Source organism: Sporomusa acidovorans (assembly GCF_900101845.1).
GTDB classification, from domain to species: domain Bacteria; phylum Bacillota; class Negativicutes; order Sporomusales; family Sporomusaceae; genus Sporomusa; species Sporomusa acidovorans.
On sequence record NZ_FNAM01000034.1, the window covers coordinates 51,779 to 65,017 of the forward strand.

Below are 13,239 nucleotides of genomic sequence, written 5' to 3' on the forward strand. Positions count from 1 at the left end.
CTATGGCCACTTTGCTGACTATAGGGCACTTTTACGCTCGTTGAAATTATATTTTATATGCGCTAAGAATGACGATGAACAACGACAATCAGGCCTAAAATCCTAAAAACTTCACTTGAAACACTGCCGGCAGGCAAGCGCGCATACCCGGAAAATAAAACTCTGTCACTGTCCACGTTACTACCCCCAGTTAAATTTTTATCGATTTGTTCATGCTATATACAACATACTAAAGATTTTTTGCAGGCAAATAATGTGTCGGCAAAACGTTACTAAATATTCTGATGATAAAAGTCTTTAGTTATTTCCTGTAAAACAAATAAAAAAAGACAGCATGAGCGGTTCACTCAGTCAGTCTCTCTAACGATCCGTTCTTTATTTTTTAATTAAATACCTCTCTTATGATTTTACGAGCTTTTTGCCCGTTAGTCAAGGTATCCCAAGATATTTACTATTCTTATTTACAAAATACCGCAAACCGCAACAACTAGTGGTAAAGTAGAAGTAATAAAAGTTAATAAAATTACGGGAGGTATACTCATGAGAGTTCTGTTAGTAGGCGGAGCGGGCAGTGTCGGACAAAACCTCAGCGAATACCTTTATCAACAAGGCCATACGGTAACGGTTGCTGATAAAAACATACGTACTTTTGCTCAAAAAAAGCCTGACGTTGCCACCTGTGTAACCGATCTTACGGATAGGGTACTGCTTAGAAATATTGTTGCCGGCAATGAAATTGTTGTTAATTTGGCCTGGAGTTTCAGCGATAAACCGGAATTTTTATTCGAACATGATATTGTTGATCACATTAATTTACTTCATACCTGTGCCAATGCCGGTGTCAAACGCTTTATCTATACAAGCACTGCCGGCATCTATGGCTCGCCGCCTGCCCAGCCGGTTGATGAAGCATATTTTTGCCGGCCGGAACAGGCCCGCAAGCCGCTTTATGCGGTAGCCAAACTTTGTGCCGAACAGTTAGCCTTGGTACTTGGCCGGCAGCATAACCTGCCGGTATCCGTATTCCGCTTTTGGTGGGCATTTGGCAATACAATCGGCGGCAAACACTTGCGCGAACTGATCAGGCTCGCCTTGAACGGGCAACCATTAAGAATGGTTAAGGGCTCTGACGGAACCTTCGTTACCGTGAATGATATCGGGAGGGCTCTTGAACTGACTGCCAGCCGCCTGACAGACTGCGGTAATACCTACAATCTGGGCAGCCTGTTTCTGGCTTGGGAGGAAATCGGCCAAACTATTATTGAGTTAACCCAATCAACTTCAAAATTACAACTTGTAGATCCGAATGACTGGGACGGTCCCGCATTTCTTAACGAAACCTGGCACCTTAGCTGGGATAGGGCCGGCAGGGAAATCGGGTACGCGCCTCTACTGGATGAAGGCGGTAACCGCAATGTCTTCCGCCAGGCATTGGCAAATTGTATTAAAGAAGTGGCAAATAGATAAAAATTTTCCTATCAGCATGCCTAAAAATCGACTTTATCCGACTTTAAAAATAAAAATTCGAAAATTTTGATATTGAGCAGGATTTTTTTACTGATCAGCGAATATACATATAAAAACATATTGTGGACTGAGATGAAGAGAAGTCCGGGAATGACCATATAATTTTAGGATGGTTATTTTCGGGTTTCTCTTTTTCTTTTGTCCAAATTCACTAAGAGGAAGTGAAAGCATGCTCAATATTGATAAGACTGACGTCGTAGTTATCGGTGGCGGTATTACCGGTACGGCGATTGTCCGGGAACTCTCCAAATATGAGCTTGATGTTGTGTTACTGGAAAAAAATCCGGACATTGCGTCCGGCAGCACCAAAGCCAATAGCGGCATTCTTCATGCCGGTTTTGATGCCAAGCCCGGGTCACTTAAGGCAACTTTGAATGTTCGTGGCAACAAGTTATACCACGACTTAGAAGACGAACTGGGCCTTGATATAAAATGGACAGGATCATTGGTTGTTGCCGTGAATTCTGACGAGCAGGAGACACTGAAAGAATTACTGGAGCGGGGCCGCACCAATGGTGTTCCGGGGCTGGCAATCCTCTCCCGGGAAGAAGTGTTGGCCAGAGAACCAAACATTACTCCGAATGTAACAGGCGCTTTATGGGCGCCTTCTGCCGGTATTTTTCTGCCATTCGGCGCGGCGCTTGCTTTTGCTGAAAATGCTGTTAAGAACGGCGCCAAAGTGGTAACAGACTGCCCGGTGGAAGAAATGGTGACTGAGAACGGCAAAATTACCGGTGTCCGGACAAAACACGGCTTTTTGTCTGCCAAATACGTAATCAACGCTGCCGGTGTTCATGCCGATGAAATAAGCCGGCTGGCCGGCGATGATAGCTTTGCCATAAAACCGCGTAAAGGGGAGTATATCCTTTTTGATAAAAAGGTCAGCAATTTGGTTCAAAATGTACTATTCCCCACACCCAGCAAAGTCTCCAAAGGAATACTGGTTTCCCCCACTGTACATGGCAATATTTTTATCGGCCCTAATGCCCAGGATGTTGATGATAAAGAAGATGTAGCCACTTCGCTGGGCGGTTTACAGGAAATTGTCAGCAAAGCGCAGCAATTACTACCAAAACTGCCATTAAATGCGGCCATTACCCAGTTTAGCGGTCTGCGAGCCGCTGCCGACGGCGGCGGGGATTTCATCATTCGCCCTTCAGCTATTGTCCAGGGATTATTTCATGCCGCCGGCATTCAGTCGCCCGGCTTGACTTCAGCCCCGGCCATAGCGGAAATGCTGGTCAATATTCTTAAGGACCAGGGAATGGAATTGAAACGCAAAGTGAATTTTGATCCGGTAAATCCCCGCAAAATTGTCTTCCGCGAACTCTCCCATGCAGCACAACAGCAACTGATCGCCCAAAATCCATTATATGGCCGGGTAATCTGCCGTTGCGAAACCATCACGGAGGCAGAAATTATTGAAGCCATTCATGGCTTGTGCGGTGCCCGTACGGTTGACGCCGTAAAACGGCGGACCCGCGCCGGCATGGGACGCTGTCAGGGAGGCTTCTGCGGTCCGCGGGTAACGGCAATCCTGGCCCGGGAACTAAATATTCCGGTAACAGCCGTACGAAAAGATTCGCCCGCGTCTTATCTTTTCTTTGACAAACTGACCGCAGACTGCAGGGAGGCGTTACAATGAGTCAACTTAACTATGATATCGCAATCATCGGCGGCGGTCCGGCCGGGTTGGCGGCTGCCCACAGCGCTTGTCAAGCCGGGGCCAAGCGTGTGCTCATTATTGAGCGCGACCGGGAGTTAGGCGGCATCCTGCAGCAATGTATCCATAACGGATTTGGCTTGCACAAATTTCAGGAAGAGTTAACAGGGCCGGGTTATGCCGGACGCTATATCAAACTTGTCAAACAAGACGCCGCTGTTGAAATTATGCTGGATACTATGGTATTGGAGGTAACGGCTGGCAAAACCATCTGGGCGGTCAACCCTAAATTTGGTTTAATGGAAATCATACCTAAAGCTGTTATTTTCGCTATGGGGTGCCGGGAAAGAACCCGGGGCGCTATCCGTATCCCAGGATTTCGTCCTGCCGGCGTATTCACCGCCGGAGCCGCCCAACGCATGGTCAATATGGAAGGTTATCTGCCCGGCAAAAAAGTCGTCATTCTGGGCTCAGGCGACATCGGCCTAATCATGGCCAGAAGAATGTCGCTGGAAGGCGCTAAGGTGCAGGGGGTACTGGAAATCATGCCTTACTCCAACGGCCTGACCCGCAATATTGTCCAATGCCTGGAAGACTATGACATACCCCTTCACCTTTCTCATACCATCACCAAAATTCACGGCAGTGACCGGGTAACCGGGGTTACCTGTGCCGCCGTTGACGACAAGCTGCAACCTATTGCCGGAACCGAATTTGACATCGAGTGTGACTGTCTGCTGCTGTCGGTTGGACTCATTCCGGAGAATGAACTGTCACAAGCGGCAGGAGTGCTGTTAGATCCCATTACCGGCGGACCGGTGGTGAATCAGCTCCGTCAAACCTCTCTGCCCGGCTTTTTTGCAGCCGGCAATGTCGTCCATGTACACGATTTAGTCGATTTTGTATCGGAAGAGGGCGAAATAGCCGGCAAATATGCGGCCCAGTATGCGCTCGGAACTCTTGCCGAATCTCTGCGCACCATTGCCGTAACGGCAGGAACAGGCATCCGTACGGTGGTGCCGCAGCAAATTGCTGTACCGAAAACGCCGTCCGAACCGGTTCGGTTATTTATGCGGGTCGGCAAACCGGACAAAAAAGTAAAAATTACCGTAACCAGTGCGGAGCAAATCCTCAAAGAACGCCGCCTGCCGGTGGCCAAACCCAGCGAAATGATTGTCGTGGAAGTACCTGCCAGCGAACTAGTAAACGCAGGTGACCAAATTACAGTGTCACTATAAACCAAACAAGGCGGTGAATAAGAAATGGCACAATGTGTAAAAAAAATCAATTGTATTGTCTGTCCTCTCAGCTGTGTGGGAGAAGTAACTTTAGAAAACGGTGAAATTCAGGCTATTACCGGGTTTACCTGTGATCGCGGCAGCAAATATGGCGAAGAAGAAGTAACCTCGCCCAAACGTACCCTTACTACCACCGTAAGAGTTGATAACGGAGAATTACCTTTACTGCCTGTGGTCTCCAGGACAGCGCTGCCCAAAGACAAAGTAATGGCCTGCGCCCGTCATTTGTCTGCTGTCAGAGTGAAAGCCCCGGTGGCGGAAGGCGATGTTGTCTGCCCCAACATTTTGGGTCTGGGAGTAGATATTATTGCTACGCGCGATTTGGCTCTATCCTGTGCAAATTAAATTAGAAGGTTTTTCCAATTTAACTCAACCTATCTTCCTGGCGTGATAAGCAAATTAACCTTGCATATTTAACCGACAGAAACCCGCGAAAAGATTCCGCGGGTTTCTGTGTACTAAAGATTTTTTGCAGGCGCAATACACCACCCGCCTGCGCCTGCAAACTTCTTTAATGTGAAATATATAATTGCAATCTAAACTTCCGTAACTTTATCGGCCATAATTCTCCAGACTTTTTGTTTCAATAATCGGTGTTGAAGTCGATCCTCTCGCAATGATCCAGGTAAAATTCGTTTTTTCTATTGAAATCACTCCTGTTGAGTTATACACTTATTTATATATTGTTTTACAAGTTAGGTATTAGGCTGTTCATTACAAGCAACGGTAATGTACTCTTATTTATGAATTGTGGTGAGATGAATGAATTGCATACGTTCGATAACCGATAAACAATTAGTCTTAATTTTAGGGTTAGCCGGATTCATTTCGGCGGCAGACAATTGGATTGTCTCGCCTATCTTGCCGGCCATTGCAGCAGGATTTGCTGTTTCTATCGCCCAGGTTGGCATTATCTTAACAGCCTATCTGATCCCTTATGGAATTATGCAGCCTGTCTACGGTTATATCAGTGACCGTTGGGGTAAAGCCAAAATACTCAAATGGATCGTGTTCGGGCTGGCTTTTGGCACTATCGGTTGTGCCATCGCGCCTTCTTTATGGGTTCTCTGTCTATGGCGGCTGATAACAGGCTTTTTTGCCGCAGGGGTAATTGCTGTATCCCTGGCTATGATTGGCGACACGGTAGCGTTATCGGACCGGCAGAAATATGTAGGAAAATTTATGGGAATTGTATTTCTTGGACAAGGATTAAGTGTTGGTTTGGGTGGTATTTTCGCTAATTTTATTAGTTGGCGGATAGCTTTTATTTCTTTTGCCGTTCTCACCATCTGCATCCTTCCCTTTATGCAAAAACTGCCTAAAGACGTGTCCACTCCAACAAACTACAGTTTTTTTAATGAAGTGAAACAGGTAACCTTAACACCCAAAGGGAAAGTAATCTTCCCGCTCGCCCTGGCTACAGGATTTCTATTGCTGGGCCTATACAGTTACTTAGGTGCATTTTTCCATGAGGTTACCGGTCTAAACTATGTCCAAGTCGGGCTGATTGTAATGTGTTACGGATTCGCCTGTCTGCTCGCAGGACACCAAATCGGTAATCTTGGACAAAAATTCGGACATCAAAAGACAATACTATTGGGCGGGTTTCTGGCGTTAAGTACCGCTTTAATTTTAGCAAGTCTGCCTTACTGGCCTGCAGGGTTACTGGCGACAGTCAGCCTGGGGTTTGGTTATATTTTTATTCAATCCACTTTGGCGACCATTGCTTTCGATGTCGCCACCGAACACAAAGGACTTCCTTCCGCATTAATTGGATTAGGTCTATTTGGCGGCGGCGGTTTGGGCACCGCATTCGGCAGTTTTCTGCTTTCTTGGGGAAATTATCAAACCCTATGGCTTTGCCTGGCTTCCGGTATAGCCTTGTTTATTGTTGCTACATCGAAACTGCATTTTGACTGACAAATACCAGGGTTCCGGCTTGGCGAAGTTGTCTTGCCCATATAAATATAGCTGTTCCCCATACCTCAAAATTCATTTTGGAGCGTGGGAAACAGCTATGTTCTTATCTATGGTATACATGCATTTAAAACACTTTCGGATTTTGCGGATTATTCTTTATCGATTGCAGTTCCAAGACCCAACCAACTAAATAGCTAAAAAGCAGCGCGATTAACAGGCGGGCTCCGGCCATGACCAAAATGTTCGCCCCTAAACCTACAAACAGAGCCGTTTCCTCAAACAAGGAGTGGCAGATTGCGATCATTACAAAAAGGACGGTAAGAGTCTCGCGGGAAAAGTTTTCCTCCTTGGCTGTCTGAAGAATAACGCCACTGCCGGACACGATGCCAATAAATAAACCAACAAGAGCCGGTAAAGCAGCACTTCCCGGCAGATGAAAAGCACGTGTAAGCCAGTTGGACCGTTGCGAAAGGATTTCCAGCCAGCCATATTGTTTGGCAAACTCAATCATAACCATGAGCGGTAAAATAATAAGAGCCAGTTTCCCCACAGTTATCAGACCGGTAAGCCCCCCTTGATATAAGCTTTCTACGAATGTCACAATGTCTTTCCCCCTATATCCCGGCCATATGAAGTACCCATGCAGCCAGAAAAGCGCCGATAAACCGTAGCCCAAATACTAAAATACCGCTGGCTCCTGCTTCAGTTACCACTGCAGTTTCCATGAAAGCACCATGGCAGACAGCCATCATGGTGCTTAAAACAGTCAATTCGCTTGACGATAAGGATAAGGTTACCATAGCCCCTATCCCCCCGTAGATACTGGTTAGAATACCGATAACAAAAGCGATAGCCGCTTCACCCGGAAGACCGACACTATGCATAAGCGGAGCAAATACCTGGCCAATAGTATGCAATAAAGTTGTCGCCTGCAAAACAGAGACAAAAATTATTGCCGGAATAACCACCCGTGCCAGCCGGAAAACCACACCTATCCCCTGCTGCACGCCTGTTTTTATAATCTGTACCATGCAGCGTCAACCTCTGGACCGGTTTTCCAGCAAATATTTCCTGCGCTTTAACCGGTAACGCAACCAGCGTTCACAATCCGTCCAAACAGCAACAGCCACAAAGCCGCCGATAAACAGCCGTCCCCCATTAACTCCGCTATAACATTGGTCTATGAGTAAAAACACCAGGCCAATCATACATACCAAACTGCAAGCGCGCATTGTCTCCCCTCCTAACGTTCTGCCATCATTATAAACCGGCTGGAGGAAGCAACGGAAATTGCAAGTCCTTATGAAAATAATAAAAAACTTTTATGTTTTATTTATCATATAACTTTAAGATAGTCCCTAAGGCCGCTTTCTTCCTGGGCATATTCGGCAAATATCGTCAAAAGCGATCGCATGGCCGGTGTTAGCTCCTTACTTTTATGAAAAGCAACCGACATAACAAACGTAATCTGTGGTGCCTTCGTGAATTCAATTAAAGCGCCTTCCGTTAAACACTCTTCTACCAGTACATAAGGTAAAATGCTGGCCCCCATACCATCCAACACGGCCCGTTTAATGGCTTCCGCATCACTATATTCGATAATCGAATGAATAGCCTCTTTATCTTTTAATACTTCTTCAAACTTGGTTCGGTATACAGAACCCGGACGAAAATTGATAAAAGGATACCGGCTGATATCCGTACAATGGTTATGGGCGGCAACCAGTTCACGGCTGGCTACCCAAACCAGTCTTTCTTGGAACAAGTCAAATTGAATGATGTGATTATTGGCAATTTTATTATGGACAACGGCAATATCATACGTATTATCCATTAGTCCTTTTAAGGTGACAGGCAGATTACTGCAGATATCGACAGTAACCGATCCCGGTATGCCACGGTTTTGAAATTCCAATAACACCGGTGAGAGAATATAGCTGGCGGCTGTCGTCGCCGCCCCAACCTTGACGGAATCACTGATCGCCGCAAAGCGCTGCATCGCTGTATCGATATTCTGGTAAATACCTACTAATTTTTCTGCTTGGACCGTCAATTCACGACCGGCTTCTGTAATATAAAGCTTCTTGCCAATTCGTTCAAATAAAGCAACGCCATAATGGTCTTCCAGCGCCCTGATCTGAGCGGTGACTGCCGGCTGTGTAAAATTCAACTGTTCGGCAGCCTGTGTGATATTATTTAATTTCGCTACCTGCAGAAATGTTTGAAAGAGCTGAATATCCATTCATCCCCCCTCCTTCCTTTTGTAAATTACGGCTTGGCAATCGCCTTTAATTTTAGAGAGAAAACAAACTTAGCACACCAAAACCAAAAATGATAACCCCGGAACATTGATTGACGATTTTCAGATGGTGTTGCTTAATATTAGCCCGCAAAGCATTAACAACTGAACTTAACAATAGCCACCAAAGAAGCGAACCCACAAAAACCCCAAACACCATAAAGCCCGCGAGCCAAAAATTTCCAGCGGCCGCCCCAATCCCCAAGCCTGCGAAAACGGCAACAAAAGACATGATTGTCGTTGGATTGGTCAACGTTAAGAAGAAAGCCGACGTATAAGCCCCCAACAACCCCTTGCCTGCCGCTGCCGCCGCTGTTTCAGACGGAACAGCGCGAAAAGTGTAAACACCCAAATAAAGTAAAAACAGTCCCCCAAATACATGTAAATAAAACCGGTTATCCAGTAAAAGTGTGGAAATGGCTGTGATACCAAAAGCGGCAATACACCCATAAACGGCATCAGCGGACGCTGCTCCAAAACCTGAAAGAAAACCGTTTGCCATTCCACTAGCTAACGTCCGCCGAATACAAAGAACGCCTATCGGCCCGACAGGTGCCGCAATCGAAAAACCAAGGATAACCCCTTTGATCAAAAAAAGAAGCTCCATTGACATCTGCCTTCATTCCCTGCTTAACGGCAATACGGGAGTTTCCTTGAAGGTTGACAGAACGACTGTGGTTTGGGTTTTGACTCCGGGAAAAGCCTTGAGTTTTTCACCGATTAAACTTTCAAGATCACGCGTATTCCGACATCGTACCTTGAGAATATAATCCTGCGCACCGGCTACATGATGGCACTCCTGAATCTGTGCCTGCTGCTTCACTAAATCTAAAAATGCACTTCGTTGTTCGCCCTGTTCGAGCGTCACTGAAATAAAAGCGGCTAATCCACACCCGACTGCCTCCGGGTCAATTAATGCCGAATAGCCTGTAATGATTTGGGTTTCTTCTAACTTGCGCACTCTATCGGCAACAGCCGGAGCAGACAGTCCCAAATATGTGCCAAGCTCCGCCCAGGTTGAACGCGCTTGTATCATAAGCCGCCCGATTAGTTTCATATCGTTATTATCAATCATCAAATTCACCTTTTTCAAATGTTTTAACATCATTTTACCTTTGATTGATAAGAAAGTAAAGTATATAGAAAAAATAATATCTCCCTTGACTTTCTCAAAATCGAATTGACTCTTTGTTGTATATGTTATAAAATTAACTTAACGCATTCACTGAATTCATTAGATGAAATTGGGAGGTTTTAGCATTATGTCGCTCAAGTACCAAAAATTATTTGACCCTGTTAAGATTGGTGCGCTTGAGGTGAAGAACCGTTTTGCCATGGCACCAATGGGGCCATTGGGACTTTCCGATACCGAAGGCGGCTTTAACCAGCGCGGTATCGAATATTACACAGCCCGGGCGCGCGGCGGCACCGGCCTTATCATCACCGGCGTAACCTTCGTAGACAATGAAGTGGAAGAACACGGCATGCCCAGCGTTCCTTGTTCGACGCACAATCCCTTGCACTTTATCCGCACCGCCCGGGAAATGACCGAACGCATCCATGCTTATGATGCCAAAGTATTTCTGCAGGTAAGCGGCGGCTTTGGCCGGGTAACCATCCCGACAAATTTAGGGGAATTTCCGCCGGTGGCTCCTTCTCCCATCCAGCACCGCTGGCTGGATAAGACCTGCCGGGAATTGACCATACCAGAAATCAAATCCATTGTGAAAAAGTTTGGTGACGGTGCGGCCAATGCCAAACGCGCCGGCTTTGACGGCGTACAGATTCATGCCGTGCATGAAGGCTATCTGATCGATCAGTTTGCCATCTCTTTCTTTAACAACCGGACCGACGAGTACGGCGGTTCTTTGGAAAATCGCCTCCGTTTTGCCCGGGAGATCGTTGAAGAAATCAAAGCAAGATGCGGCAATGATTTCCCTGTTACTTTGCGTTACAGCCCTAAGAGCTTCATAAAAGATTGGCGCGAAGGCGCGTTGCCTGGTGAAGAATTTGAAGAAAAAGGCCGGGATATTCCTGAAGGCATTGAAGCTGCCAAGCTGCTGGCGGCTTATGGTTATGACGCCCTGGATATCGACGTAGGCTCTTACGATGCCTGGTGGTGGAGTCATCCCCCGATGTATCAGGAAAAAGGCCTGTACATCCCTTATGCGAAAACTATAAAAGAAGTGGTTGCTGTGCCTATCATTTGCGCAGGGCGCATGGACAACCCGGATTTAGCTTTACGTGCAGTCAATGATGGCGCCTGCGACATGGTCAGTCTCGGCCGCCCGCTGCTGGCCGATGAAAACTTGGTAAATAAAGTACGTGCAGGTAAAGTGGCCGCTATCCGTCCTTGCTTATCCTGTCAGGAAGGCTGTATGGGACGCATCCAAGAATTTTCCGCACTCAACTGCGCCGTAAATCCTGCGGCCTGCCGGGAAAAGGATGCCGCCTTATACCCTGTGCTCAAGAGCAAAAAAGTGGTCATTGTCGGCGGCGGCGTGGCCGGCTGTGAGGCAGCCAGAGTCCTGGCCCTAAGAGGCCACAAACCGGTTATCTATGAAAAAACAAACCGTCTGGGCGGCAACCTCATTCCTGGCGGTATGCCCGACTTCAAGGAAGATGATCATGCTTTGGTTGCCTGGTATGAGCATACCCTTAAAGAACTGGGGGTCGAGGTAAACCTCAACACGGAAGTCAACGCTAAAAAATTAGCGGAGACCGCTGCCGATGCCGTTATCATCGCTACCGGCTCCAAACCCAAAATATTCTGCTTCGGCGACGACAGCAAAGTGTTTGCCGCTGCCGATGTCCTGTTAGGCAAAGTGGACCCTGGCCAAAATGTGGTCATAGTCGGCGGCGGCCTTGTCGGCTGCGAGCTCGCCATCTGGCTGGCCAAGCACAAAAAGAACGTCACCCTAGTGGAAATCCAGGAATGCCTCCTGGCGGTAAACGGCCCCCTCTGCCATGCCAATTCGGAAATGCTGGAAAAACTCGTGCCCTACAGTGGCGTTAACGTATTGACTTCCACGAAAGTGGTAAAAACCACCGATAAAGGCATCATGATCAGCAACAGTGGTACGGAAAAAGAAATTCCCGCCGACAGTGTTGTCCTGGCAGTTGGGTACAGCGCCGAAAATGCTCTCTATAACGAAGTGAAATATGATTATCCGGATATCCATTTAATCGGGGATGCCCGTAATGTGGCCAACATTATGTATGCCATCTGGGACGCTTATGAAGTAGCCTCTCATTTATAATAGTACTACAGGCCAGTCTTCCAAATACTCTGATAAAAAACGCTCTTTATCAGAGTATTTTTTTCTAAATGCCACATGATATTTATAAATTACGCTAATCCTGTCCGCTTATCGCCGAGCTCGCTGCCAAAAAGATTGTCGCCAATTAAACATATAATATAATAAAGGATGAGGTGAAAATTTATGACCCAAATGACCAGCCGTGCTAAACAAGCCGAAGCCACCAAAAACAGGATTTATCAATGCGGCTGCGACCTTATCCGCAAGCACGGTTTTGATCAGATTACCGTAGAACAAATTTCCAAAGCAGCCGGAGTCTCCGTAGGCACTTATTACTATTACTTCGAATCTAAATTTGACCTGTTCAGCGAAATTTATAAAAAGGGAGACGAATATTTTCTCAGTCATGTAGCCAACAGCTTAACGGCCACAGAACCACTGGAAAAAATTATTGCGTTCTTTGATAAATATGCGGATTTTAACCGCTTAAACGGTCTTGATATGGTGAAAAAGCTGTATACTTCCGACAACAAGATGTTTATCACCAAAGGGCGCGCCATGCAAGGTATCCTCAGCGAAATCATTGAACAGGGACAGCGAGATAATAAAATTACTACAAACCTGCCTTCACAGGAAATTACCAATATTCTTTTTATCGCCGCCCGTGGAGTTGTTTATGAATGGTGCCTCTATGACGGCAGCATTGATTTAAATCAAGCAATGAAAAAAACAATCACCCTGATGATTTACGGCTTGGTCCCGGGATAAGGCAAAAAATAAAAAAGCTGCCGCCAAAACCCCATCAACCTTACGGAAAGCTTCACCCTCTCGAATTGTACCGATATGTGCCAGCAGCGTACTTCATCAGGCATCCATCGAAAATAAGTACCGGATTTTGCCGACCCTCAAAGAAAATAAAAAAATAAGGAGCCTAGCAGTAGACTCCAATTGTAATAACACCATGTTATTCAAATAAAAATTTGACCCGCATACACGATGTACAGCCGCAAAGGCATTAGCTTGCGTTCTTTGGCGTTGATCCTCCTGATAAAGAGTCCGGTAAGTTCAAGGGCGACCTGAATCGAAATTTGGATACACATAATTTATTGGTTGACTATCCCTTTATTGCTTGGCCAAGCTCCGATAATTTCCCAGTCTTTCTTTTGCATCCTGTTCCGTTTTCTCAAACAAATTCTCAGCCAGATCAGGATATTGCTGTTTCAAGGCCGAATAGCGTACTTCACCCAGCAAAAACTCTCTAAAACTCATAGT

At 46.3% G+C, this 13,239-nt stretch carries 13 protein-coding genes; 7 read left to right on the plus strand and 6 right to left on the minus strand.

Annotated features, from left to right (window positions below; translation table 11 throughout):
- Positions 1–540 precede the first annotated feature (540 nt).
- From BLR65_RS20065 to BLR65_RS20085, 5 genes are all read left to right on the plus strand, one after another.
- Positions 541–1,467, plus strand: a complete 927-nt coding sequence (locus BLR65_RS20065) for an NAD-dependent epimerase/dehydratase family protein (RefSeq protein WP_093795960.1) — start codon at positions 541–543, stop codon at positions 1,465–1,467.
- 229 nt (positions 1,468–1,696) lie between these two features.
- Positions 1,697–3,172 (plus strand): NAD(P)/FAD-dependent oxidoreductase, encoded by a 1,476-nt coding sequence (locus tag BLR65_RS20070; RefSeq protein WP_093795961.1) that lies wholly within the window; start codon positions 1,697–1,699, stop codon positions 3,170–3,172.
- Positions 3,169–4,428 (plus strand): NAD(P)/FAD-dependent oxidoreductase, encoded by a 1,260-nt coding sequence (locus tag BLR65_RS20075; protein ID WP_093795962.1) that lies wholly within the window; start codon positions 3,169–3,171, stop codon positions 4,426–4,428. Before BLR65_RS20070 ends, BLR65_RS20075 begins: the two co-directional genes overlap by 4 nt.
- A 24-nt stretch (positions 4,429–4,452) precedes the next feature.
- Positions 4,453–4,833, plus strand: a complete 381-nt coding sequence (locus tag BLR65_RS20080; RefSeq protein WP_093795963.1) for a DUF1667 domain-containing protein — start codon at positions 4,453–4,455, stop codon at positions 4,831–4,833.
- Between the two features lie 417 nt (positions 4,834–5,250).
- Positions 5,251–6,408: an MFS transporter gene (locus BLR65_RS20085; RefSeq protein WP_093795964.1), complete on the plus strand. Its 1,158-nt coding sequence runs from the start codon at positions 5,251–5,253 to the stop codon at positions 6,406–6,408.
- Positions 6,409–6,532: 124 nt separating this feature from the next.
- On the opposite strand, the gene BLR65_RS20090 is transcribed toward BLR65_RS20085, so the two are convergent.
- The 6 genes from BLR65_RS20090 to BLR65_RS20115 all read right to left on the minus strand — a co-directional run bounded on the left by BLR65_RS20090 (position 6,533) and on the right by BLR65_RS20115 (position 9,782).
- Complete coding sequence (locus BLR65_RS20090) at positions 6,533–7,009, minus strand: nucleoside recognition domain-containing protein (RefSeq protein WP_093795965.1); 477 nt, start codon at positions 7,007–7,009, stop codon at positions 6,533–6,535.
- Between the two features lie 13 nt (positions 7,010–7,022).
- Complete coding sequence (locus BLR65_RS20095) at positions 7,023–7,439, minus strand: nucleoside recognition domain-containing protein (protein ID WP_093795966.1); 417 nt, start codon at positions 7,437–7,439, stop codon at positions 7,023–7,025.
- Positions 7,440–7,445: 6 nt separating this feature from the next.
- A complete protein-coding gene (locus tag BLR65_RS20100) occupies positions 7,446–7,640 on the minus strand; it encodes a hypothetical protein (RefSeq protein WP_093795967.1) in 195 nt (64 codons plus the stop codon).
- 104 nt (positions 7,641–7,744) lie between these two features.
- Positions 7,745–8,650 (minus strand): LysR family transcriptional regulator, encoded by a 906-nt coding sequence (locus tag BLR65_RS20105; protein WP_093795968.1) that lies wholly within the window; start codon positions 8,648–8,650, stop codon positions 7,745–7,747.
- A 52-nt stretch (positions 8,651–8,702) separates the two neighbouring features.
- Complete coding sequence (locus BLR65_RS20110; RefSeq protein WP_093795975.1) at positions 8,703–9,314, minus strand: LysE family translocator; 612 nt, start codon at positions 9,312–9,314, stop codon at positions 8,703–8,705.
- Positions 9,315–9,326: 12 nt separating this feature from the next.
- Positions 9,327–9,782 (minus strand): Lrp/AsnC family transcriptional regulator, encoded by a 456-nt coding sequence (locus tag BLR65_RS20115; RefSeq protein ID WP_093795969.1) that lies wholly within the window; start codon positions 9,780–9,782, stop codon positions 9,327–9,329.
- Between the two features lie 187 nt (positions 9,783–9,969).
- Here BLR65_RS20115 and BLR65_RS20120 point away from each other — a divergent pair, with 187 nt between their 5' ends.
- Both BLR65_RS20120 and BLR65_RS20125 read left to right on the plus strand, forming a co-directional pair.
- Positions 9,970–11,967: an oxidoreductase gene (locus BLR65_RS20120; protein WP_093795970.1), complete on the plus strand. Its 1,998-nt coding sequence runs from the start codon at positions 9,970–9,972 to the stop codon at positions 11,965–11,967.
- Positions 11,968–12,150: 183 nt separating this feature from the next.
- Positions 12,151–12,735 (plus strand): TetR/AcrR family transcriptional regulator, encoded by a 585-nt coding sequence (locus BLR65_RS20125; protein WP_093795971.1) that lies wholly within the window; start codon positions 12,151–12,153, stop codon positions 12,733–12,735.
- Positions 12,736–13,239 lie beyond the last annotated feature (504 nt).

What these genes read in the sequence shown, in the direction of transcription:
- BLR65_RS20065 (WP_093795960.1), top strand. Translation starts at nt 541, where the DNA reads ATGAGAGTTCTGTTAGTAGGCGGAGCGGGCAGTGTCGGACAAAACCTC.
- BLR65_RS20070 (WP_093795961.1), top strand. Translation starts at nt 1,697, where the DNA reads ATGCTCAATATTGATAAGACTGACGTCGTAGTTATCGGTGGCGGTATT.
- BLR65_RS20075 (WP_093795962.1), top strand. Translation starts at nt 3,169, where the DNA reads ATGAGTCAACTTAACTATGATATCGCAATCATCGGCGGCGGTCCGGCC.
- BLR65_RS20080 (WP_093795963.1), top strand. Translation starts at nt 4,453, where the DNA reads ATGGCACAATGTGTAAAAAAAATCAATTGTATTGTCTGTCCTCTCAGC.
- BLR65_RS20085 (WP_093795964.1), top strand. Translation starts at nt 5,251, where the DNA reads ATGAATTGCATACGTTCGATAACCGATAAACAATTAGTCTTAATTTTA.
- BLR65_RS20095 (WP_093795966.1), bottom strand. Translation starts at nt 7,439, where the DNA reads ATGGTACAGATTATAAAAACAGGCGTGCAGCAGGGGATAGGTGTGGTT.
- BLR65_RS20100 (WP_093795967.1), bottom strand. Translation starts at nt 7,640, where the DNA reads ATGCGCGCTTGCAGTTTGGTATGTATGATTGGCCTGGTGTTTTTACTC.
- BLR65_RS20105 (WP_093795968.1), bottom strand. Translation starts at nt 8,650, where the DNA reads ATGGATATTCAGCTCTTTCAAACATTTCTGCAGGTAGCGAAATTAAAT.
- BLR65_RS20110 (WP_093795975.1), bottom strand. Translation starts at nt 9,314, where the DNA reads ATGGAGCTTCTTTTTTTGATCAAAGGGGTTATCCTTGGTTTTTCGATT.
- BLR65_RS20115 (WP_093795969.1), bottom strand. Translation starts at nt 9,782, where the DNA reads ATGATTGATAATAACGATATGAAACTAATCGGGCGGCTTATGATACAA.
- BLR65_RS20120 (WP_093795970.1), top strand. Translation starts at nt 9,970, where the DNA reads ATGTCGCTCAAGTACCAAAAATTATTTGACCCTGTTAAGATTGGTGCG.
- BLR65_RS20125 (WP_093795971.1), top strand. Translation starts at nt 12,151, where the DNA reads ATGACCCAAATGACCAGCCGTGCTAAACAAGCCGAAGCCACCAAAAAC.